Source organism: Chitinophaga sp., from assembly GCF_019236475.1.
In the GTDB taxonomy this organism is placed as follows: domain Bacteria; phylum Bacteroidota; class Bacteroidia; order Chitinophagales; family Chitinophagaceae; genus Chitinophaga.
In genome coordinates this window covers 131,616-152,768 of record NZ_JAFAIX010000003.1, presented here as the reverse complement: position 1 = coordinate 152,768, position 21,153 = coordinate 131,616, and the positions used below count along the sequence as shown (strand labels likewise).

Below are 21,153 nucleotides of genomic sequence, written 5' to 3'. Positions count from 1 at the left end.
CGCAGACGTCACCTCTCGTTTTTTGATACAGTTTCTATATCCTTTAAAAGGCTTCTATGATTGTAATATCGTTTCGATATGTGCCAGTTCTGTGTTTGTGAAGACACGGTTCTGCAGGGCTGACAGGTTATCATCCAACTGGGTGGTGGAGCTGGCGCCAATCAATACCGTAGTGATGCGGGGATCTCTCATCACCCAGGCCAATGCCATCTGAGCCAAGCTCTGTCCTCTTTCCTGCGCCAATGAATACAACTGCTGGATCTTTTGCAATTTTTCAGGCGTAATATCTTTCTCCTGTAAGAAACCTCCCGGTCTGCTGGCTCTGCTGCCCGCAGGAATACCTTGTAAATATTTTCCAGTCAATAACCCCTGGGCCAGCGGAGAAAACGGAATACAACCTATGCCATTAGCCTCTAATACATCCAATAGCCCATTTTCCACCCAACGCTCAAACATACTGTATTTAGGCTGATGTATTAGGCAGGGCGTACCCAAGGATCGCAATACGGCAACAGCTTCGGCGGTCTGTGTGGCATTGTAGTTGGAGAGCCCCACATACAATGCTTTCCCCTGTTGCACGATGCTATGCAATGCCCCCATCGTTTCTTCAATGGGCGTTTCAGGGTCCGGACGATGGGAATAGAATATATCTACATAATCCAACTGCATGCGCTGTAAACTCTGATCCAGACTGGATATGAGGTATTTCCGACTCCCTTTGTCGCCATAGGGGCCCGGCCACATAATATATCCCGCCTTAGTTGAGATGACCAGTTCATCTCGCAGATGCCCTCCAAAATCCTTTTTCAGGATACGCCCAAAATTCTCCTCCGCACTTCCCGGAACAGGACCATAATTATTGGCGAGATCAAAATGGGTAATACCTCGGTCAAATGCATGCCGGATAATACTCCGCCCGTTCTCGAAAATATCCGTTGAGCCGAAGTTATGCCATAAGCCTAGAGAGATAGTCGGTAGTTTAAGCCCACTTTTGCCACATCTGTTGTAAGGCATATGTTCATAGCGATCTGCTCGGGGAGAATATATAGTCATGCAATGTTTTTTGAACAAGATAAAGGGAAAAATAGTATTTTAGTACTAATCCAAAAATATTCGTTTTCCCCTAATAACCATCTGTACTATTTCTATTTTATCAACCTACAACAACCCACTGTCTATGGAGCACGTAATTACAACTGATAATATTTCAGTTGACCTATACGAGAACAGCAGGATACTTTCTACCACTTGGAATACCTGTAATACTGCAGAAGAATATGTTTCCGGCATCAAAGCGTTTTATGATGTCTGGTATAAGGTAGGGGCCAAACATGCTTTATGGCATAGTCAAACTTGCCAGTTTGCGCTTACGCCTGAATTACAGGCCTGGACGGATGTATTCCTGAATGTGGATGCTCTTAACAAGGGGTTTGATGGAAAAGTGGCGTTAATAGTGGGAGATAACATGCTGCACCAGCTTTCCCTTGCTAATATGTATGAAGAAGGACAAGCCAAGATCAATTCCCGATTCTTCGCACACCTGGAAGAGGCCCTGCCATGGCTGGAAAAGAAAACTCCCACTAAATCGGTGGCTGCTCCGGCCATCCGCGTGAAAAGCCTGACCCCAGGCAATGTGGAAATTAAACTGGAAATAGACAGCGAAGACCTCAATGAATACATCTTCCTGCTAAACAGGATGCTGAAAAGCTCCCTTTTCAAAAGGGCTCATGCCGAAAATTTTCAGTCACTCTCCGTTCGAGAGAAGGATGTTTTTCATCTCATCGTTCGTGGCTTTACAAACCCCATGATATCCCGACAACTCTTCATCTCCATAGATACAGTAAAAACACATCGACGGAATATCATGCAGAAACTCCATTGCAGAAATGTACAGGAGCTCCTCCAATTTGCCATTTTTGTACAGATATAGGGGCTAAAAATCACCCTATTTCGGTATTGATCTTATGAATTCAATTGATGAAATTGCATGAAACAAATCAACCGAACTGAATCATTACTGCTGTACTGCCTACATGGAAGTTGTCATTAAACCTGAATTTTCTATCATTTTAATTTACCCTTGATTACATCTTCTTCTGCCATTATAATGATGGTACAGGTGCTATAATAGTACATACATCCGTGTATACAGCACAGTAGTTTAAGTTATTATATCGTGTAGTGTGTTGTGGTTAACCTCAAAAGGAATAAGTGGCTAAATAGAAAGGTCGTCTCGGAATACCGGACGACCTTTTATATTCTCTGCAGATGGTGGCTGTTATGCCCTTACTTCATTCAGTGCACTACCATCTTTTACATTGTTAATCTTATTGCTTTCTCTCACTTTGGCAGGTACCGGGCGAATTTCCCAAACCAAACCAACAGCACTGAGCGCTTTCAGTACATAATAAGTGATATCCACTTCCCACCAGTAGAAACCCTGACGTGCAGAGCTCTGATAGTAGTGGTGGTTGTTATGCCATCCTTCACCCAGCGTAATCAGCGCCAGCCACACACTGTTGCGGGACTGATCACCGGTTACATAACGCTGGCGACCAATTTTATGCATCAGGGAGTTGATAGTGAATGTACCATGATACAAGAAAATAGTGCTAGCAAAGAAGCCGATGAAGAGCGTAGATAAACCTGCATGCCAGTCAAACCAACCAGTACCATTTACTTTGTTACCAACAAAATAACAAGCAACAGCCAGAATTACAGCAGGCACCATATGCCATTTGTTTAACCAGAAAAGTTCTTTCGCTTTATGATCTTTGATCAGATCATAACGGGTAGGCTTATACTCAGGACCCATGATCCAACCGATATGCGCATACCAGATGCCATAAACGTTTGCGGAGTGAGGATCTTCAGGGGTATCACTGTGCTTGTGGTGAATACGGTGATTGGCAGACCACCATAACGCACCTTTCTGCAAGCTACTCTGTGCACCACCCGCCAGAATAAACTGGAAGAAACGAGACGTTTTAAACGCTCTGTGGGAGAAATAACGGTGATAACCAGCCGTTACAAAAAACATTCGCACTACATACAGTGCTACGCACAAAATCCAGTCGAACGCTGTCGTGCCGGTAAAAAACGCAAGAAAGGGCACCAAATGTATGCCCAGAAAATCCGCTTGATGCCACCAAATTGGTCGGCCACGCTGTTGCTTTATCGCATTATTCATCTCACAAAGATAGTTTCCAGAAATAGTTATTAAAATGATATAAATCAGCCGAGCAAAGTTAATAGTTTTAACCGAGCCCCCGCCACCCTGGTTGAACTTTTTACAAAGGCATGTGTTAGGGAAGTATCAATGCCTTCTCTTTAATTAAAAAAAATACATATGTCTAACCTCTTATCTACTATCCGAAGTAATGTAAAATACTGGTGGCTATACTTGATTAATGGGCTGCTCTTCCTCATTGCAGGGTTCGTTGTATTTTCGAATCCTTTCAGTAGCTATGTGCTGCTCAGTATATTCTTTGCCGTTACCTTGTTTGTGTCGGGGATTTTTGAAATCTCCTTCGCAGTGTCCAACCGCCAACATATGTATGGATGGGGATGGTCCTTGGCAGGAGGTATCGTCGACTTTGTGGTGGGATTGCTACTCATGATATACCCTTCCGTTAGTATGGCTGTCATTCCTATCTTCCTGGGCTTCTGGTTCCTCTTCCGCGGTATCAGTACCATCGTTTTCTCTATTCAACTCAGCATGGAGAAGATTCCCAACTGGGGCTGGATGTTGGTAGGTGGCATCATTCTCATTATGCTCGCTATTTTCATCCTGGACAATCCCGCCCTCGGCGTAGCCACCCTTCTGGCGGTATTGGCCACTTCCTTCTGGATGATGGGGGTTCTCAGTATTATTTTCGCATTCCGACTACGCCATGTGAAAAAGGAATTTAATAAACTCGTTTAACTATTTCTGTCTTCATATCTTCAAAAGCTCCGCTCGCCGGAGCTTTTTTACTATTCACCGATACCAGCCATTTATTTTCTTATTTCCATGTATATTTAAGTAAAGCTCATTTACTCAACTAAATCTTTTACGTCCAAGGATGAAACGTACCCTGATCTATCCGCTGGCATGTATGCTGACAGCGGCAACGATGCAAACCAGCCTTGCCCAGAATTCCCGTTATGATCAACATGAGGCCTTCGCTCCGATTTTCTACACAAGCAATGGTAATGAATACCGCAGTGCCGACGGAAGTCCTGGCCCTAAATACTGGCAAAACCAAGCTGACTATAACATCAAAGCTACTTTAGATACCGTGTCTCACCAAATCACTGGCGTAGTAACGATATCATATAAAAATAACAGCCCGCAAGCATTATCCTTCCTCTGGTTACAACTGGACCAAAACCGCTTCCGTAAGGATTCGCGGGGAAATGCTACCATTCAGGGCGACCGCTTCGCAGGGCGAGAATTTACCAATGGCTTTGAGCTGAAGGCGGTAGAAGTTTCGGCCAATGGTAAAACAAACTATGCCAGTTATGTGGTAAACGACACGCGTATGCAAGTCCGTTTGGCCATGCCACTACCGCCCGATGCCAGTATACAACTGAAAATCAGCTATAGCTTCCAGGTGCCTGCTTATGGCATCGATCGCTGTGGCCGCATGCAATCGCGCTATGGCTGGGTATACGAAATCGCGCAATGGTACCCCAGAATGGCCGTCTACGACGATGTGATGGGATGGAACAACCTCCCTTACCTCGGGGGCTCCGAATTCTATCTCGAATATGGCAACTTCGACTATACCATTACTGCTCCGGCAAATATGATCGTGGCAGGTTCCGGGGAACTGTTAAATCCTACGGAGGTACTCACTACCAAAGCACAGGCCCAGCTTAATAAGGCGAGGAATTCAGATGCTACGGTGATGATCCGTGATTCAACGGATATAATATCGAACCGCCCGGTTTCCGGTACCCGCACCTGGCATTTTAACTGTAAAAATAGTCGAGATGTTGCCTGGGCGGCTTCCGGCGCTTTTATCTGGGATGCTGCCCAGATGAATCTACCAGGTGGGAAGAAAGCCCTTGCACAATCTGTATACCTGGCGGAAAACGCTGGCAACGACGGCTGGGGGCGTGCTACGGAATATGTGAAAGGCTGTATTGAGCATTATTCCTCGCAATGGTTTCCTTATGTCTATCCAGTAGCAACGAATGTGGCGGGCAATGTAGGCGGTATGGAATACCCCGGGATTGTTTTCTGTTCCTGGCGCTCCACGAATAATGGTCTTTGGGGTGTTACCAATCATGAGTTTGGTCATAACTGGTTCCCCATGACGGTAGGCTCCAATGAACGCAAATACGCATGGATGGATGAAGGCTTTAATACTTTTATCAATGGTATTTCCAATAAAGCCTTTCATAACGGGGAATACTATACGCCATCCACGATCCAGCGACAAGCTCCTAAAGTATTTCCTCGCGATGAGGAAGCTATCCTGAATACGCCGGATGTACTCAACTTAAGTTACATCGGTACCGCTGCTTATTTTAAACCTGCTATGGGACTGAATTTGCTGCGCGATGAAATTCTGGGAAAAGAAAGATTCGACTATGCTTTCCGGGAATATATTCGTCGTTGGGCCTTCAAACATCCTACACCATATGATTTCTTCCGTAGTATGGAGAATGCCAGCGGGGAAGATCTCTCCTGGTTCTGGAGAGGGTGGTTCTTCAATAATTGGAGAATGGATCAGGCCATTACCAAAGTGGAATATACAGATAACAATCCGGCTAAAGGGGCCACCATTACTATAGAAAATAGAGATAAACTGCCAATGCCCGTTATTGTGGCCATCAAACAGGAAAATGGGCAGAAAGATACAATACACTTGCCTGTGGAAGTTTGGCAACGCGGCAGCACCTGGAGTTTCGACTACCCATCTACTTCCAAACTGCTGAAAGTACAGTTGGACCCGGAAGGCCGACTCCCAGACTTGGATAAATCCAATAACGAATGGAGTGCCGAAAGCGGAAAGCCTGTACCACCAGGCCTTAGCGCTACACAAGTATTACAAAATTATCTGAAGGCGGTAAACGTCAATCCAACGAATGGCCTGAAAGATATTTCACTCGATATAGACGGCGATGCGGAGGGTACACAATTTAATATGGTAAGACGTTCGGCTTATCCAAACAAAACCTACCGGGAAATATTTGTCCCGATCATCTCCCAAACAGTATACCTGCTGCGCGTCAATGGCGATTCTATTTACCTGCAACGAAACGGAAAGGAGAAGGCCATCACGAATATGGAGAAAGGATTTGAAGCAGATAGAAACCTGTTTCTGCCGGAAAGGACTTACCTGGATAATCCTGGCAACGTAAAGCTGGAACTGTCTCCAGTAACGGAAAGTATTGATGGGCAGCAAGCAGTGGTCGTGTCTATTGCCACCAGCAATGGAACAGTTTTCAAAAATTATTATGATATTAAAACCGGACTGAAATTACGTTCTGTGCTATTGCCCACGGAGGAAATGGCCAATACAGCAGCCATTGTTACGGACTACTCCGATTACCGTGATGTAGATGGATTCAAAATTCCATTCCTGGAAGTGGCCGTATCCGAAGGCGTTGAACGACGCATGAAAATAAAATCCGTAAAAATCAACCAGGGACTCAGCCCGGATCAAGTCTTTAAAAAGACTTTCTGATCCGAGCAGCGCTCGTCTCCCTAAAAATAAAAATAGTTGACAAAGTCGCAATCAAATTGCGACTTTGCTGTTTTACGTCATTGTCTTGCAGCTACGTTATCTTTATTTTTGCTCACATGAAAAGTATCATGTTTGTAGGTACGGCCTCTGATGTAGGCAAAAGTGTGATCACAGCAGGCTTCTGTCGCATATTTAAACAGGATGGATATTATCCGGCTCCTTTTAAAGCACAGAATATGTCGCTCAACAGTTATGCTACCGCGCAAGGACTGGAAATCGGCCGTGCACAAGCGGTGCAGGCGGAAGCAGCCGGCGTGGACTGTCATACCGATATGAACCCAGTATTACTGAAACCCACGAACGACAAGACTTCCCAACTAGTACTACATGGTAAACCTGCGGGAAATCGCAGTGCGATGGAGTACTTTTCCAGTACGCACAATGACGCATTATTTGAAGAAGTAAAGCAAGCATATGACCGCTTGGCTGCGCAACATTTTCCGGTGGTAATGGAAGGTGCTGGTAGTATTTCCGAGATCAACCTATGGTCCAGGGATATTGTGAATATGCGGATGGCGAAGCATGCAAATGCGGCAGTATACTTGATTGCAGACATTGATAGGGGAGGTATTTTCGGTAGTATTTACGGCTCTTTGGAGCTGCTGCCAAAAGATCATCGGGAGTTAGTCAAAGGCATTATTATTAATAAGTTTCGGGGAGACAGCCAGCTCTTTGACGATGGCCGGCGTCAACTGGAGCAACTGACAGGGATTCCAGTTACAGGCGTATTGCCTTATTTCCGCGATATCCATATCGAAGAAGAAGACTCAGTGGCATTAGCGCATAAGCAACGCCGATTGGCCAGTCATGGTGTGAATGTGGCCGTGGTGTTGCTCCGCCATATGTCCAATTTTACAGACTTCAATGCCTTGGAGAAATATCCCTCCGTCAATCTTTTTTATACGGATGATCCAGTGGAAATATTGGCGGCGGATATCATCATTCTGCCGGGGAGTAAGAATACCATTGCCGATCTCATTGGCATTCGAAATAACGGCACAGCAGCGGCCATTTTACAGGCCAGAGAACAAGGGAAAGTGGTGATAGGCATCTGTGGTGGCTATCAGATGATGGGAAACCGTATTTCAGATCCATTTGGCATAGAAGGAAGCATTGTTACAGTGCCCGGACTCGGCATCCTGCCTATATCCACGGTACTGGAAGAAGATAAGGTTACCTTACAACGTAGTTTTCAGTTTAGGGGAGACACGACCCTTTGCAGCGGCTACGAGATCCACATGGGTAGAACCGTGTCTCCACAACCATCTCCGGTGAATATTCTCTCGGATGGTACGCCTGATGGCTACTGGCTCTCCGAACAATGCTGGGGCACCTATCTGCACGGCATCCTGGACAACGATACCGTTATAAAACAACTCCTACATGCATGTGGGAAAGGAAAAAATATGACCTTCGATTATCACCAATTTCGTCAACAACAATATGATAAATTAGCGGCACTGATGCGTGAACATCTGGATGTGGAAGCTGTTTATAAGTCATTGCGCATTTAATTACAACACCGTATGATGAAAGCCAACACAGGAAACGATACCTTTTCCGCGGATACCAGGATAGTGGCAGATTTCAGTACAGATAGCTGGTATGGCGGATTACGGCCAGAACTTAAGAGTTATCTCATCACAACTATCGATAGGGTAGTGGATTATCCAGATAAGGCCGAATCAGAGCTCCAGGCATTGCTGGAGAAACAGGCCAAGTTGACGGCAGCTTTGCTAACGAATGGCGTTACACAGGCCATCTACCTGATAGCACAGGCTTTCGCCGGTGCTACCACTACCATCGTAGGACCAGCTATCCCGGAATATACAACTGCCTGCACTTTGTATGGTCATCAAATCCGACATTTGCCCCGCGAAAAAGTGACAGATATTCTCCAGGTAGAAACAGATCTTTTTTTCATTAGTAATCCCGGTAATCCCGACGGCCAAGTTGTAGAAGACGCCTGGCTGGAACACCTGATCAGCGCTAATCGTAAACGTATTTTCGTGGTGGATGAAACCTATATTCGTTTTACACGCAACGCTTCCAGTTTAGTCCCACATCTACACCGACTTCCCAATGTATTTATTCTGCAATCGCCCGCCCGGATAGGCTGTTTCCCAGGACTGCGACTAGGTTATGTACTGGCTCAAAAGGCATTGCTGGAGAAAATTCGGTTGTTACAAACGCCCAGGTCCGTTAATCAGTTGGCTTTGGCAGCAGGACTTTTCACAGAAAAGAATCCGGCATTATTCAAATTTCCCCTCGATAATCTGCTCGGAGACGCCTATCAACTGCGAGAGAACATAAAAAAAATGGCGGAGTTCAAAGTATATCCCTCTTATACTCATTTTTTTCTATTTGAGACTTTAACTGGTACATCGGCCGAATTGAATGCCTGGCTGATCGAAAAATATGGTATTGTAGTAAAAGACGTATCAGAAATGGAGGGCTTAACCATTGGATCATGCAGAATTACCTGTAGGAATGAATTGGACAATAAGTTGCTGCTCACTGCCCTCAAAAAATGGTCTGTCATATAAAGCTCGTATAGACCTAAACGTTATATCTTTCCCTGCCTGCTAAATCAAGCCCATGGCCGCCCCAAACGTGTCACCCGGAAGTTATATATTCCGTGAAAGCAGCACACTGCCTCAACTTATCTTACCTTTACAGCAGATAAATGACGCAATAATAAGCATGTATAATCCAAAGTATCCAAGGGTGAGTATATTAGGCTGTGGATGGGTGGGGAAACCGCTGGCACAGCATCTTTCAGGCGCTGGTTATATGGTAAAAGGCTCCCGTACCACCGCTGAAGGAGTGGCAGAAATGAATGCCCTGGGCGTACAGGGGTGCCTGGTAAAGCTGGAGGAATGGCAGGTTATTGCCGAAGATACTTTCTGGGAGGCAGATGTACTAATGATTGATGTACCGCCACGTATGCACAGAGGCCCACAGGTGTTTGCCAATGAGATGGCCACTTTGCGGGATCATCTTTTGCAAACAGCTATTCGCAAAGTGATCTTCATTAGTTCGACTGCTGTGTATCCCAATGTGAATGATATCGTGGATGAAACCAGTAGCTTACCGGCGGATAAGTCCAACGGACAAGCTCTTCTGGATGCGGAGCAAATATTCCTGCATGCGCCAGGAATGGATACAGTGGTCATTCGTTTCGGTGGATTGGCAGGTTATAACCGGTTCCCTGCAACGCAAGCAAGGCTGGATGAGGCCAGTGGACTGAATATGCCGGTCAACCTGATTCATAGGGATGATTGCATCGGTATTATTGCACAGGTATTACAAAAAGATATTTGGGGGGAGACATTTAACGCTTGTGCCAGTGCGCACCCGCTGAAGTACGATTATTTATCCGCGGTGGCTGACTGGTATGGGCTGCATCGTCCTACCCGCAAGGATTCGGAAGAAGCGTCCTGGAAAATCATTAGCAACAATAAGCTGAAAGAGATGCTGGGCTATTCGTTCCTGTACGATGATCCTTTGCAGTTCTTGGATGTTCATTCAAAGGCACTAGTACAAAAGCAAGGCTCAGAGCAAGCTTGATAAGCTTAGAAAAGGCTTAGATGAGGGCATACAGTTTTAAGTATTTATTTGCACGTTAAATGCGAAATATTTTTTAATTTGTTATGCCTTATGTCAACGTCAACAGCTAAACCTAGTTTATCGTGGTGTTTCCTTTATTATTAACCGCCCTAGCCGCTTCTCTCATCCTTGGAGTATTTCTGTACAGGAATGTAAACAGGAAAAAAACTATCCCTGCAGTGTTACGCTCTGCCGACATCGTGAAAATCAACAGCTATAAGTCATTCGGCATTATGGCTACCGTACAATTCAACGATGCAGGCGCTCCCCAGGTGGGAGAACGCATACAGCAAGAGGGTGATACTTACAAAATTAAAGGGGTAGTCATTGAAAGTCCCCTGCAGCACAACCATGTTTGGGAGTGCAAGCTGGAAAAAATCTGATACTCCATGCATTATGTCAGGATTTATTGGTTAAACCGGGAAGATGACGAAGCAGAGATCCAATACAGCGAACTGGATGAACTCCGCTTTGAATGCAGAAAGATAGAACTATACCCGGACGGTAGTTTTGGCATTGCGAACAGTAATTTCAACTTTGGGGGTACTGCCCTCAGCGTGGAACCTGTGCCCCAACCCAAAGACCTGAATCATAATAGTCAACTCGTAGCAGAAGACCTCTCCCAAGAAGAATTTGAAATGGTCTGGTACAAGTATTACAATTTTCTTTCGGCCTGATTTCTGCATCGTTTTTTAAAAACGTGTCCCATGCAGCCATTTATAATCAAGACCCCCTCCGGCCGTTTTTATGTAAAACCTGCCGGTACTCCAGGTCACGAAATGTATTCCGTAGATATTGACGGTGAGGAAATTACGATGGAAAAAGACGACGATGGTTATCTCCGAGCCCAAGGCGCCACCTCCAAAGGGCATCGATTGCATATCAGTCTACTGAATATGATTGCGGATTATATCAAGAATGCCACCGATTGAATTTTGCAGCCATTGGTGTGGAATTCCACAGGAGGTGTGGCGATTTTATCACAGTTCCCCGCAGTACTTTCGCACCAAGTCTATAATTGATCATACTCCCGGAAAGCTTCCAGGTATTTTTTGATGTAAGCATCCTTGGTTTTCGATTTGTATTGCATGACAAATCGAGGATGTTCCACTGGAATCACGTGCTTAAAAAATTGATGTTGTTGGTTTAACCCTTGCAGGAAAGCCGCATTCTTGCCTGTGCCCATACAGTAACATACTTCGTGGCTGACAGGCCATGCCAGTTGTCTGGCCATGCTGCTTAGAATGAGCGGGGTAGCAGCTTTGGTGAGCGCCGCGCTATCGTAATAGTTATAATTGACTTCCTTTTCCCCTTTTTCGGCGGTAAATCCTAGGGGACATATACTCGTAATATAAAACTTCCGATAAAACTTTTCCGGGCCTCCATAGGCATTAATGACATCATAAACGAATACAGAAGACGGTTCATGGGTTTTAAACCCCTTGATTTCTAGGCCCACAGTAGCCATTCGCTGGGTATCCGTAAATGGTACGCCGGTAGAACCAGCGCCTAATCTGCCGGGATTGATGCCAAAGATGATCTGCCTTGGCTGATGATCGTCGTAGTACTTTTTGTAAAAGGAGGTCATAATGCCCACGATTTCCTTGTTGTTCTGGAAAGGATTCATCACACGAATACCTGTGGGCAGTTTGCCTTCGAAATGGAGCGTTTTATTGAATGCGATAATACGGTCTGCGAATGTCAAGCGATAACGAATTTAGCGGCTTAAGTTAGTCCATTCACGCCATCATACCAAACAACTGGATTTTCTCCAGGATATCCTCTTCCCGATAAGGCTTGGAGATATAATCATTGAAGCCGGAGCGGAGGTAGTTGGCCACATCATCTTCCAAAATATTACCAGTAATGGCAACTATTTTTACGGCAGCTTTCTCTTTATCTTCCCACTGACGTATCCTAGCGGCTAATGCCAGCCCATCCATGCCCGGAAGATCGATGTCGGAGAATACCATATCAAAAGTAAAGGACCCGAATTGTACGAGGGCTTCCTCCGCATTGGATACCACTTTGTAATATACCTGCATACGATCCAGCATGAGAGATAACAGCTTTTGATTAAGCACATTATCTTCAACTACGAGTATGCGTGTCAGTGAGGTTCTGGGTGCTTCCTGGTTGGCGGCATTAACGGGCACCGTAATTTTACGGGTAGCCGGACTATGCACCACCATGGGATATTTGATTTCAAAGAAGAAGGTAGAACCCTTGCCATGTATGCTTTTTACATGAATCTTACCTTCATGTAGATCAATTATTTTTTTGGCGATATGCAGCCCCAGACCTGAACCGCTAATACGTTTGTGCGCATTGGCATCGTTCTGATCGGCTTGGGTAAACGCATCGAAGAGTTGCGGTAAATCCCGATTATGAATACCAATACCAGTATCCGTAACGGATACTTCGAGCAAACAGGTATTGTTATCTGTATTCCTAACAGATGCAGTAACAGTGATCTCCCCGTTATCAGTATATTTAATCGCATTGGCTACCAAGTTGGTGATCACTTGTTTCAGGCGGAAGGCATCGCCGGATACTTGCAGGCTGGTAGGGAAGAAGATGTTGAGCGTCATGATGAGCGACTTCATATCCGATTGTACGCGGAGTCCTTCACAAACCTCTTCTATGGCAGTGCGAGGAGAAAATTTCTCCTGCTTTAAAACCAGTTTCTCTGTTTCAATTTTCGTATAGTCCAATACGTTATTCACTACTTGCAACAGCATTTCAGCGGCGGTACGAATAGCAGACACCGTTTCTGGTTTGTATTCGCGGTTCAGTTGTTGGCTGTAACCAAGCAGGGAGTGAATAGGCGTACGCAGTTCATGACTAACAGTAGCAGCAAATTCTGCTTTCTGTCGGGCGAGGCGCTCTGCCTGTTGCTTGGAGCGCAATAAGGCAAGATCATAGCGATAGAGGCGCATCATGCCATAGATGATAATGCCTGCCAGGAGGAGTATCAGGGGGATTTCCCAATAGCTTTGCTGCCAGATGGAGTACAGTGCAGAACCGGCTTCTGCCTTTTTTTCCGCTTGTTTGGCAATAATGGCATCTGTCATGGCCCGACGGGCATTCTGCAGCAAGGTTTCCAGTTGATCGAATAAACGACTACTAGTAGCTACAAGGTCCTGCTCCGCTGCGTTCATCCGAAACCTGCTCTTGGCAGCTTCATTCAGCAACTGGTCGTAGGAGGCCTGCATCTGCTGTAACTGCGACTGTGAAATAGCCCCGTTATTGTTATTGGCAGTGTTATTATGATGTACTACACTTACTTGGTTATGCTGCTGGTGAACGCTGGACTTATTGGTGATGGCGTCTTTCAGCCGACCGAATAATTTCTTTTTATTGGTTTTGGTTACCTGTTCTGTGGTCACAATGGTATCGGATTGCACTTTTTGCTGCGCTACCAATTTGCCCAATACCTGTACTGGGAGCGACACAGCGGCTGGCTTCCAATCTTCTTGGATTTGGAGTAACGAATCCAACTGCTGACTACATTGCAGGAAGATCCCCATTTTATCAGATTTGTAGTTGAGTAGTTTATGCAAACTACCTGTACTAACGCTGTCCAACATCACACTATCGAGCTGTAATTTCAGCCCATTTAATTGCTCGCGATAACTGTTAAAGTACTTTTTATCGTATGTAACAGTATACAACCGAAAATTATTATCTGCCTTGTATAACAACTGTGTGGCTCTATCGAGATAGACAATACTGGTATGGCCAGTGCCCATTTCCCGGATAATAGTTCCCAGTTGTTCGGATGTTCTCTTTCTGAAAAAGATGATCATAAAGAGGCTGATCATTACAATGATCATCAAGGTCAGTACAGCAAATCGGACAAATGTCTTCCTCTCGTGATTGTTGTGCATGGGTCAAGAATTGCGCTTGGCTAACATGTGTTTTTTCCGGCGTAAAAATAAGCGTTTTGAGCCTGATGACGCAATCGAATTTTTATCTAATCATTTGTTTTACAGTTATTTAGGGATTAGGTAGATATGTATTACAGATATATATGCATTATGAAAATTTATTAAATTAAGAAATGGATAAATTTGAAATTAAGCAGTTGTAAATTCACAATTATCATATAATCTTGTATATGCGATTTAAACGAAGAATCATAGTCATTTGCCTGGTGATGGCGGGGTTTACTGCCATGGCACAGACGACTGCACCAGACCCTCAGTATACATTTTTATCCGGGCCTAGTGCAGTACAAGACAAAAATTTTTATCTCTTTACCCTGATGGAAAAGCAGCCTGTGCTGAGTAAGCTCATCACTACAGACTCTTTACTAGTGCGGGTAGGGCAGCAGTTCAACCAGCGATTGGCAAGGCCAGCTTCGGCGGCAGGCAATGATGTCTATGCAATGGTGCGTCCTTTTCAGTTTTCCGGGGAGGACGTGGCATCTGTGGCGATGCGCCTTAATCAACTGTTGACTACCCATCCGCGCGAAATGGCGCCCATGATGCAGGCGATGCGCAGCAGCGGAATGTATCAACTTTATATTCATGAGAGTGATAGCGCCCTGCTTAAATCGGCCTGGCAAGATGCAGCAAATGGGGTCAATTATATCCTGGACGCCTATACGAAAAATAAAGGGTTCCGATATCCTAAAATAGATTCCGCTGCCTATTGGGTAAAATCGCCTGAATATTTTGCCAGTGTAAATGGTTTGTTGGAGAAGTTGCAAGGGGGAGACACGCATGCCTCGTTTTTCTTTGAGCCCTCCCTGGACTTATCTCTGGCCTTATTGCAACTAAACCATCATGATGAAGCCGGCAGATATGAGCCACTGACGAAGCTCAATAAGGATGCCTATCAGAAAATAAAGAAAACGAAATGGGGTAAATATCCCTATTCAGCTATTCTCATCTTGGGAGCAGGGCCAGGCAATATAGAGCATATCAGTGATGCGGGAAAGAACCGTTGTAAATCAGGTGTAGCGGATTATAAAAGTGGAAAAGCACCATTTATCATCGTTTCCGGAGGCCATGTACATCCTTTCCTGACGCCATTTGCAGAAGGTATAGAGATGAAGAAATACTTGGTAGACAGTTTAGGAGTGCCGGCATATGCCGTGATCGTAGACCCATATGCAAGGCATACTACCACGAATATACGAAACGCTGTCAGGATCATGTTCCGTAGCGGGATACCCATGGATAAGCGGATGCTTTGTGTGTCGGATAACATGCATCTCACGTATATTACTACAAAAATATTCGATATGCGATGCCGGCAGGAGTTGGGTTATGTGCCAATGAAAGAGTCGCAGAGTGTCAGTGAAACCAGCATCAGCTTTTTCCCAGATCTGAGTGCTTTGCAGGCGGATAGCCGTGATCCACTGGATCCGTGATAATAGTATGGGGGCAACAACCGTTTTTCCTGACGAAAAGCTTATTTTAGTAAGTATACCCTTTACTGACTTAAGAAAACGCTACGTTATGAAAAAATGGTTGTTGCCTTTTCTGTTGATTTGCCTGAATGCTGCGCAGGCACAGTATAAAACGCCCCGCACCACTTATCCTGGATTGTTTGAAGCGGTCCAAATGAATAGGATCTACCCCGACGGGAAAACCTTCCCGGACCTAAAGCCGAAAGTCTCCCCAGATTCCATCATGCATGCTTATCAGCTCTTAAAAGATAAGCCGGATTTTAACCTGAAATCATTTACAGATACCTATTTTGAGATGCCAGTCTCTCAAGCCCACACTTACCACAGTGATATCAGTGCTGGCATCCGCAAACACATAGATACCCTCTGGACGGTTTTGCGCCGGGAACCAGTGGCAGACGGAAGTATTTCCCTGATTAAACTCCCTCATCCCTATATCGTTCCTGGTGGCCGCTTCCGGGAGGTATACTATTGGGATTCGTACTTTACCATGCTAGGACTGAAAGCCGCTGGGAAATATGATATGATGACCAATATGGTGGATAATTTCGCATGGCTTATTGATACCTTTGGATTTATTCCGAATGGAAATCGTACCTATTTCCTAACCCGCTCTCAACCGCCATTATTCTCTTTGATGGTGGCGCTGTTGGCCCAAGTGAAAGGAGATTCTGTGGTGATACGATATTTACCGCAAATGCTGAAGGAATATAACTTCTGGATGCAAGGCGCCGATAGTCTAAAACCTGGTAGTGCTTATGCGCATGTGGTGAAATTAAAATCAGGGGAAGTACTGAACCGTTATTGGGACACTAGTGATCAGCCAAGAGAAGAATCCTATCGAGAAGATGTGCTGGCGGCAGCAGGAGCAAACAGAGATCCCAAGGAGTTTTATCGAGATATCAGGGCTGCTGCCGAATCTGGTTGGGACTTTAGTAGTCGCTGGTTCAAAGACCCGCAGCGACTGGAAACAATTCATACCACTGATATCATTCCTGTGGACTTGAACTGTTTGATGAAACAATTGGAATGGATGATCTGCCGCGGATACAATCTCCAGCAAAAAAATGATTCTGCTAAAATATATTGGCAAAAGACGTGGAGTAGAAGAGATGCTATTCTTGCCTATTGTAGGGATACCATGTCTGGCTGGTATCATGATTTTGATTGGAAAACCCAACAGCAAACACCTGCGGTTACCCTGGCGGGTGCATTTGCTTTATTTTGTGGAGTGGCAACTCAGCAAGAAATGGAACGACCTCTTATGGCCTCATTTATCAGAGAGCATTTGCTAGCGCCCGGAGGTTTGGTTACAACAAGGGTGAATAATCATCAGCAATGGGATGCTCCCAATGGATGGGCTCCGTTGCAGTATGTTACTTGTATTGGATTACAATATTACATGCAAACCAGTCTCGCTGATAGTATTGCCAGGAGATGGACGACACTAAATGTCTCCGTTTTTAAAAACACTGGTAAATTGTTGGAGAAGTACAATGTACAGGATCTACACTTGCCAGCCGGAGGAGGGGAGTATGCCCTCCAGGATGGATTTGGCTGGACTAATGGCGTATTGTTAGAATTCCTCTCACGAAAAATTAATCTTGATATTCAGTAATTATCTGTCTCTTTGCATTACTCAAATCATCATTATGCCAGACCAAACTATGCAACCCCTTTATACCATCCTGGGGGCAGGAGGTATAATATCCAATGAACTCACTAACCACTTGGCTGCTAATGGCCACCGGGTGCGACTTGTTAGTCGGAATCCAGTATCCTACGCAGGCATTACAGATCTTGTAGCCGCAGATATCACAGATGAAAAACAAACGATTGCGGCAGTAAAAGGTTCCGATTATGTGATCCTTTGCGCAGGACTTAAATACGATATCAAGGTCTGGTCTGTTGCCTGGCCCTCTATCATGAATAATGTGATTCGTGCTTGTAAGGAAACAGGCGCTAAATTATTATTCTTCGATAACGTATACTCGTATGGGTTAGTAGATGGCCCGATGGTGGAAACCACGCCTTACAATCCTGCTAGTAAAAAAGGAGCCGTAAGAGCCCGTATCGCCCGTCAATTGATGGACGAAGTACAAGCAGGTAACATCACCGCTAGTATTGCTAGGGCGGCTGATTTCTATGGCCCCAAGGCAGATAAGACCGGCTTCCTCAATATCCTGATAATGGATAAATTCAAAACCAAGAGCACCCCTATGTGGATAGGCCGGGATGATCTGCCTCACAGCTATACCTATACCCCAGACGCGGGTGTTGGCATGTATCGCCTATTACAGGATGCAAACAGTTGGAACCAGGTATGGCATCTCCCTACAGCTTCTCCGGCCCCTACCGGCAAAGAATATGTGCAAATGTTTGCAGACGCAATGCATGTAAAAGCCAAACACATGAATCTGGGAAAATTCATGCTCACCATCACTGGCCTCTTTGACGGTACCATTAAAGAAATGGTAGAAATGTTGTATCAAAACAACTATCCTTACCATTTCAATTCCGATAAATTTGAAAAATATTTTCAGTTCACGCCAACGTCTTACCAGCAAGGAATTCAGGAGACCGTTACCGCGGCTGGAATTACTAGTCCACAAAAATAGTAGGAAATAAATTTGGTGAATTGATTTTCCGCTGTATCTTTGCACCAGTTCTTTCATAGTTGCTTATCAAGAAAGGAGTAGGGAAATGGCCCGATGATACCTTAGCAACCTTCACCACCAGTGAAAGGTGCTGCATCCATCCTCGCCGCGGCGAGGGAAGATAAGTCAGATACAAAGTTTTATTGCGATTTCTTCGGAATCACCATATTTAAAACTCATCTGGCTGCCAGATGAGTTTTTTTATTGCTATCATGCAATAGAACACCCACCTGTCTGCCCACCTCACTTGATAGTACCCTTGCAGGAACACCTTTATTCACCTTTAAAATCATTTACCCATGAGTACTATCACACAGTTGATTCATTCTATTCCTGTAGATCCTCAAACCGGCGCTATCGCTGTTCCGATTTATCAAACTTCTACTTTCGTGCAGGAAGCGCCTGGTGTCAACAAAGGTTATGATTATGCCCGTTCCAATAACCCTACCCGCGAAACGGCAGAGAAAATCATAGCAGGCCTAGAAGGAGGCGCTGGCGCATCCGCCTTTTCCAGCGGACTTGCAGCCATTGATGCGGTGATAAAATTATTGAAATCCGGTGATGAGATTTTAGCCGTGGATGATATCTACGGAGGTGCGTTCCGGTTATTCGATAAAGTATACAAAAAGTTTGGGATCCATGTCAATTATATTGATACCAGCGATATCGAAACCGTCTTCCATGCGATAACGCCAGCCACCAGGTTGATATGGTTGGAAACGCCTACCAACCCTACTTTGAAGATCTCCGATATTGCAGCCATTGCCAGCATCGCGAAAGCAAATAATGTGCTATTGTGTGTAGACAACACCTTCGCGTCGCCAATACTCCAACAACCTATCGCATTGGGTGCGGATCTAGTGATACATAGTGCCACCAAATATTTAGGCGGCCACTCTGATCTCATCGCTGGAGTAGTTATCAGTAAAACAGAACAACTGGCACAGGAAATCAAATTCTACCAAAATGCCTGTGGTGCTGTATTATCTCCGTTCGATTCTTTCTTGTTGATTCGTGGTATTGAAACCCTGCCGCTACGTATTCGTCAACATAATCTGAATGCGCAACAAATTGCGGAATACCTCGCACAACATCCAGCAGTAGATAAAGTATTCTATCCAGGATTACCTAGTCACCCCGGACATGAGCTGGCAAAACGCCAGAGTAAAGGGTTTGGAGGTATCATTTCCTTTACGCTGAAAGATGATTCCACCGCAGCAGCTACCGCATTTGTAACGTCTACCCAATATTTCAAACTGGCAGAAAGTTTAGGTGGTATTAAGAGTTTATTGTGTCATCCTGCGACTATGACGCATAAATCCATCCCAGATGAAAAAAGAAGAGCTGCGGGCGTCAGCGATAGCCTGATCCGCTTGTCCGTTGGACTGGAAGATGCGGCAGATCTGTTAGCCGATCTGGAACAGGCTTTCAGCAAACAGCCTATTCCCGAACAAGTAAGCGCAGCAGTATAAGCTACTCCGTGGTATGCAAGCTCCCTCGCATAAAGCGCGTGGTAAGCATGGCGGCCACATTATCGCCGGTGGCATTCAATATAGTAGCCAGTGGATCTACCAAGGTACCAATAATCATCAGGGGAGGGAGCGCTTCTACCGGGAACCCATATACGCTCATGACGAGCAGTTCACCTACATAGCCTCCGTTAGGAATGCCTCCTTCCACGATGCTGGCAATAACGGTAACGCCTAATGCGAGTGCAATCGTTTCTGGATTGTCGAAGCCTTTGCCATACATCCCGAAAACGACAGCCATCTTCACGATAGAACTGATGCTGGAACCATCTTTATGGAGCGTGGCTCCCAGCGGAATAACGACGCTGGCGATATCGTTGGGAACGCCCATGCGAGGCACCGCTTCCAGGTTGGCGGGAATGGTGGCGATACTACTACCAGTACCCACTGCGGTCAATGTAGGGATGATATTGTTTTTCCAGAATAGTTTAACACCCCGTAAACCGCCGGCTATAAAGGCATAGCCCGTGAAGCCCACCAGGAAATAAACGATGCCGAAACCATAATAAATAGCCATGGAATGCGCATAGGTGCCAAACAACTTTGGTCCCAAGGTGCCTACCTGGCAGGCGAAATAAGCGCCAAGGCCGATAGGGCCGGCTTTCATGATGATGTGCAATACTTGCTTCATCACTTCATTACCGGAATAGAGGAAATTACGGAAGCCAGCACCCGCGCCACCCGCTCTCATAGCGGCAAAACCAACTATCACAGAGAAGATGATAAAAGGAAGCATATTCTTCCTGGATAAGAGGGTGTAAAACTCATCGACGGTTAGTAGTCGCGTGAGCTGCTGACCTACATTACCCGGATTACTGATATCTCCGGCAGTATGCGATAACACCACCTGTTGATGAATCGGAAAAATCCATACGCAAACGATGGTTAGGAAAGCGGCAATCAATAAGGTAGATAAGAATACCAAGGACATGATGCCCAGTATGCGGCCCAATTTCCGACCAGCATCCACTTGGGCAATGGCATTGGAGATAGCAAAAAATACCAGCGGTATAATAGCGGTAAAGAGTAAATTTAGGAAGATATCGCCAATCGGCTGCAATACAGTCACCCGGCTGCCTAGTACCAATCCCGCTATACTGCCGGCGATGATGCCTCCCAGGAGCCACAGCACACTGCTGTAATTCTTTATTAATCCCATACAGGAAATTTTTCTCGTACAATTTATGCCGGAATTCTCA

The 21,153-nt window shown here is 45.3% G+C and carries 18 protein-coding genes and 1 riboswitch; of the genes, 13 read left to right on the top strand and 5 right to left on the bottom strand.

The features are described from left to right. Window positions 1-54 precede the first annotated feature (54 nt). Window positions 55-1,053, bottom strand: a complete 999-nt coding sequence (gene mgrA, locus JO154_RS02765; RefSeq protein ID WP_291941649.1) for an L-glyceraldehyde 3-phosphate reductase — start codon at window positions 1,051-1,053, stop codon at window positions 55-57. 124 nt (window positions 1,054-1,177) lie between these two features. Here mgrA and JO154_RS02760 point away from each other — a divergent pair, with 124 nt between their 5' ends. After that, window positions 1,178-1,930 (top strand): helix-turn-helix transcriptional regulator, encoded by a 753-nt coding sequence (locus JO154_RS02760; protein WP_291941646.1) that lies wholly within the window; start codon window positions 1,178-1,180, stop codon window positions 1,928-1,930. A gap of 348 nt (window positions 1,931-2,278) precedes the next feature. Here JO154_RS02760 and JO154_RS02755 read toward each other — a convergent pair whose 3' ends face one another. Beyond that, a complete protein-coding gene (locus tag JO154_RS02755) occupies window positions 2,279-3,190 on the bottom strand; it encodes an acyl-CoA desaturase (RefSeq protein ID WP_291941644.1) in 912 nt (303 codons plus the stop codon). Between the two features lie 159 nt (window positions 3,191-3,349). Here JO154_RS02755 and JO154_RS02750 point away from each other — a divergent pair, with 159 nt between their 5' ends. The 8 genes from JO154_RS02750 to JO154_RS02715 all read left to right on the top strand — a co-directional run bounded on the left by JO154_RS02750 (window position 3,350) and on the right by JO154_RS02715 (window position 11,281). Next, window positions 3,350-3,925 (top strand): HdeD family acid-resistance protein, encoded by a 576-nt coding sequence (locus JO154_RS02750; RefSeq protein WP_291941642.1) that lies wholly within the window; start codon window positions 3,350-3,352, stop codon window positions 3,923-3,925. A gap of 139 nt (window positions 3,926-4,064) precedes the next feature. Continuing rightward, window positions 4,065-6,680, top strand: coding sequence for a M1 family metallopeptidase (locus JO154_RS02745; RefSeq protein WP_291941641.1), 2,616 nt, complete (start codon window positions 4,065-4,067; stop codon window positions 6,678-6,680). A 116-nt stretch (window positions 6,681-6,796) separates the two neighbouring features. Next, window positions 6,797-8,254 (top strand): cobyric acid synthase, encoded by a 1,458-nt coding sequence (locus JO154_RS02740; protein ID WP_291941638.1) that lies wholly within the window; start codon window positions 6,797-6,799, stop codon window positions 8,252-8,254. Window positions 8,255-8,266: 12 nt separating this feature from the next. Continuing rightward, complete coding sequence (locus tag JO154_RS02735) at window positions 8,267-9,286, top strand: aminotransferase class I/II-fold pyridoxal phosphate-dependent enzyme (RefSeq protein WP_291941636.1); 1,020 nt, start codon at window positions 8,267-8,269, stop codon at window positions 9,284-9,286. Between the two features lie 157 nt (window positions 9,287-9,443). Beyond that, window positions 9,444-10,310, top strand: coding sequence for an SDR family oxidoreductase (locus JO154_RS02730; RefSeq protein ID WP_291941634.1), 867 nt, complete (start codon window positions 9,444-9,446; stop codon window positions 10,308-10,310). A gap of 122 nt (window positions 10,311-10,432) precedes the next feature. Continuing rightward, complete coding sequence (locus JO154_RS02725) at window positions 10,433-10,732, top strand: hypothetical protein (RefSeq protein ID WP_291941632.1); 300 nt, start codon at window positions 10,433-10,435, stop codon at window positions 10,730-10,732. A 6-nt stretch (window positions 10,733-10,738) separates the two neighbouring features. Beyond that, window positions 10,739-11,026, top strand: a complete 288-nt coding sequence (locus JO154_RS02720; RefSeq protein ID WP_291941630.1) for a hypothetical protein — start codon at window positions 10,739-10,741, stop codon at window positions 11,024-11,026. 30 nt (window positions 11,027-11,056) lie between these two features. Continuing rightward, complete coding sequence (locus tag JO154_RS02715) at window positions 11,057-11,281, top strand: hypothetical protein (RefSeq protein WP_291941628.1); 225 nt, start codon at window positions 11,057-11,059, stop codon at window positions 11,279-11,281. Window positions 11,282-11,361: 80 nt separating this feature from the next. Here JO154_RS02715 and JO154_RS02710 read toward each other — a convergent pair whose 3' ends face one another. Both JO154_RS02710 and JO154_RS02705 read right to left on the bottom strand, forming a co-directional pair. Next, entirely contained in the window at window positions 11,362-12,054 is a 693-nt protein-coding gene (locus tag JO154_RS02710; RefSeq protein ID WP_291941626.1) for a uracil-DNA glycosylase family protein, read from the bottom strand. Window positions 12,055-12,088: 34 nt separating this feature from the next. Beyond that, a complete protein-coding gene (locus JO154_RS02705) occupies window positions 12,089-14,239 on the bottom strand; it encodes an ATP-binding protein (RefSeq protein ID WP_291941625.1) in 2,151 nt (716 codons plus the stop codon). Window positions 14,240-14,469: 230 nt separating this feature from the next. Between JO154_RS02705 and JO154_RS02700 the strand changes: the two genes are divergently transcribed. From JO154_RS02700 to JO154_RS02685, 4 genes are all read left to right on the top strand, one after another. Continuing rightward, window positions 14,470-15,729: a YdcF family protein gene (locus JO154_RS02700; RefSeq protein ID WP_291941624.1), complete on the top strand. Its 1,260-nt coding sequence runs from the start codon at window positions 14,470-14,472 to the stop codon at window positions 15,727-15,729. A gap of 88 nt (window positions 15,730-15,817) precedes the next feature. Continuing rightward, window positions 15,818-17,386, top strand: a complete 1,569-nt coding sequence (treF, locus tag JO154_RS02695; protein WP_291941622.1) for an alpha,alpha-trehalase TreF — start codon at window positions 15,818-15,820, stop codon at window positions 17,384-17,386. 34 nt (window positions 17,387-17,420) lie between these two features. Next, window positions 17,421-18,386, top strand: coding sequence for an NAD-dependent epimerase/dehydratase family protein (locus JO154_RS02690; protein ID WP_291941620.1), 966 nt, complete (start codon window positions 17,421-17,423; stop codon window positions 18,384-18,386). A gap of 60 nt (window positions 18,387-18,446) precedes the next feature. Next, a riboswitch (SAM riboswitch) is annotated at window positions 18,447-18,553 on the top strand. 171 nt (window positions 18,554-18,724) lie between these two features. Beyond that, window positions 18,725-19,897, top strand: a complete 1,173-nt coding sequence (locus tag JO154_RS02685; protein ID WP_291941618.1) for a PLP-dependent aspartate aminotransferase family protein — start codon at window positions 18,725-18,727, stop codon at window positions 19,895-19,897. A 1-nt stretch (window position 19,898) separates the two neighbouring features. On the opposite strand, the gene JO154_RS02680 is transcribed toward JO154_RS02685, so the two are convergent. Beyond that, the gene (locus JO154_RS02680) at window positions 19,899-21,113 is read right to left on the bottom strand and encodes a dicarboxylate/amino acid:cation symporter (RefSeq protein ID WP_291941616.1); all 1,215 of its coding nucleotides are present in this window, start codon (window positions 21,111-21,113) and stop codon (window positions 19,899-19,901) included. Window positions 21,114-21,153 lie beyond the last annotated feature (40 nt).

What these genes read in the sequence shown, in the direction of transcription:
- mgrA (WP_291941649.1), bottom strand. Translation starts at nt 1,053, where the DNA reads ATGACTATATATTCTCCCCGAGCAGATCGCTATGAACATATGCCTTAC.
- JO154_RS02760 (WP_291941646.1), top strand. Translation starts at nt 1,178, where the DNA reads ATGGAGCACGTAATTACAACTGATAATATTTCAGTTGACCTATACGAG.
- JO154_RS02755 (WP_291941644.1), bottom strand. Translation starts at nt 3,190, where the DNA reads ATGAATAATGCGATAAAGCAACAGCGTGGCCGACCAATTTGGTGGCAT.
- JO154_RS02750 (WP_291941642.1), top strand. Translation starts at nt 3,350, where the DNA reads ATGTCTAACCTCTTATCTACTATCCGAAGTAATGTAAAATACTGGTGG.
- JO154_RS02745 (WP_291941641.1), top strand. Translation starts at nt 4,065, where the DNA reads ATGAAACGTACCCTGATCTATCCGCTGGCATGTATGCTGACAGCGGCA.
- JO154_RS02740 (WP_291941638.1), top strand. Translation starts at nt 6,797, where the DNA reads ATGAAAAGTATCATGTTTGTAGGTACGGCCTCTGATGTAGGCAAAAGT.
- JO154_RS02735 (WP_291941636.1), top strand. Translation starts at nt 8,267, where the DNA reads ATGATGAAAGCCAACACAGGAAACGATACCTTTTCCGCGGATACCAGG.
- JO154_RS02730 (WP_291941634.1), top strand. Translation starts at nt 9,444, where the DNA reads ATGTATAATCCAAAGTATCCAAGGGTGAGTATATTAGGCTGTGGATGG.
- JO154_RS02720 (WP_291941630.1), top strand. Translation starts at nt 10,739, where the DNA reads ATGCATTATGTCAGGATTTATTGGTTAAACCGGGAAGATGACGAAGCA.
- JO154_RS02715 (WP_291941628.1), top strand. Translation starts at nt 11,057, where the DNA reads ATGCAGCCATTTATAATCAAGACCCCCTCCGGCCGTTTTTATGTAAAA.
- JO154_RS02705 (WP_291941625.1), bottom strand. Translation starts at nt 14,239, where the DNA reads ATGCACAACAATCACGAGAGGAAGACATTTGTCCGATTTGCTGTACTG.
- JO154_RS02700 (WP_291941624.1), top strand. Translation starts at nt 14,470, where the DNA reads ATGCGATTTAAACGAAGAATCATAGTCATTTGCCTGGTGATGGCGGGG.
- treF (WP_291941622.1), top strand. Translation starts at nt 15,818, where the DNA reads ATGAAAAAATGGTTGTTGCCTTTTCTGTTGATTTGCCTGAATGCTGCG.
- JO154_RS02690 (WP_291941620.1), top strand. Translation starts at nt 17,421, where the DNA reads ATGCCAGACCAAACTATGCAACCCCTTTATACCATCCTGGGGGCAGGA.
- JO154_RS02685 (WP_291941618.1), top strand. Translation starts at nt 18,725, where the DNA reads ATGAGTACTATCACACAGTTGATTCATTCTATTCCTGTAGATCCTCAA.
- JO154_RS02680 (WP_291941616.1), bottom strand. Translation starts at nt 21,113, where the DNA reads ATGGGATTAATAAAGAATTACAGCAGTGTGCTGTGGCTCCTGGGAGGC.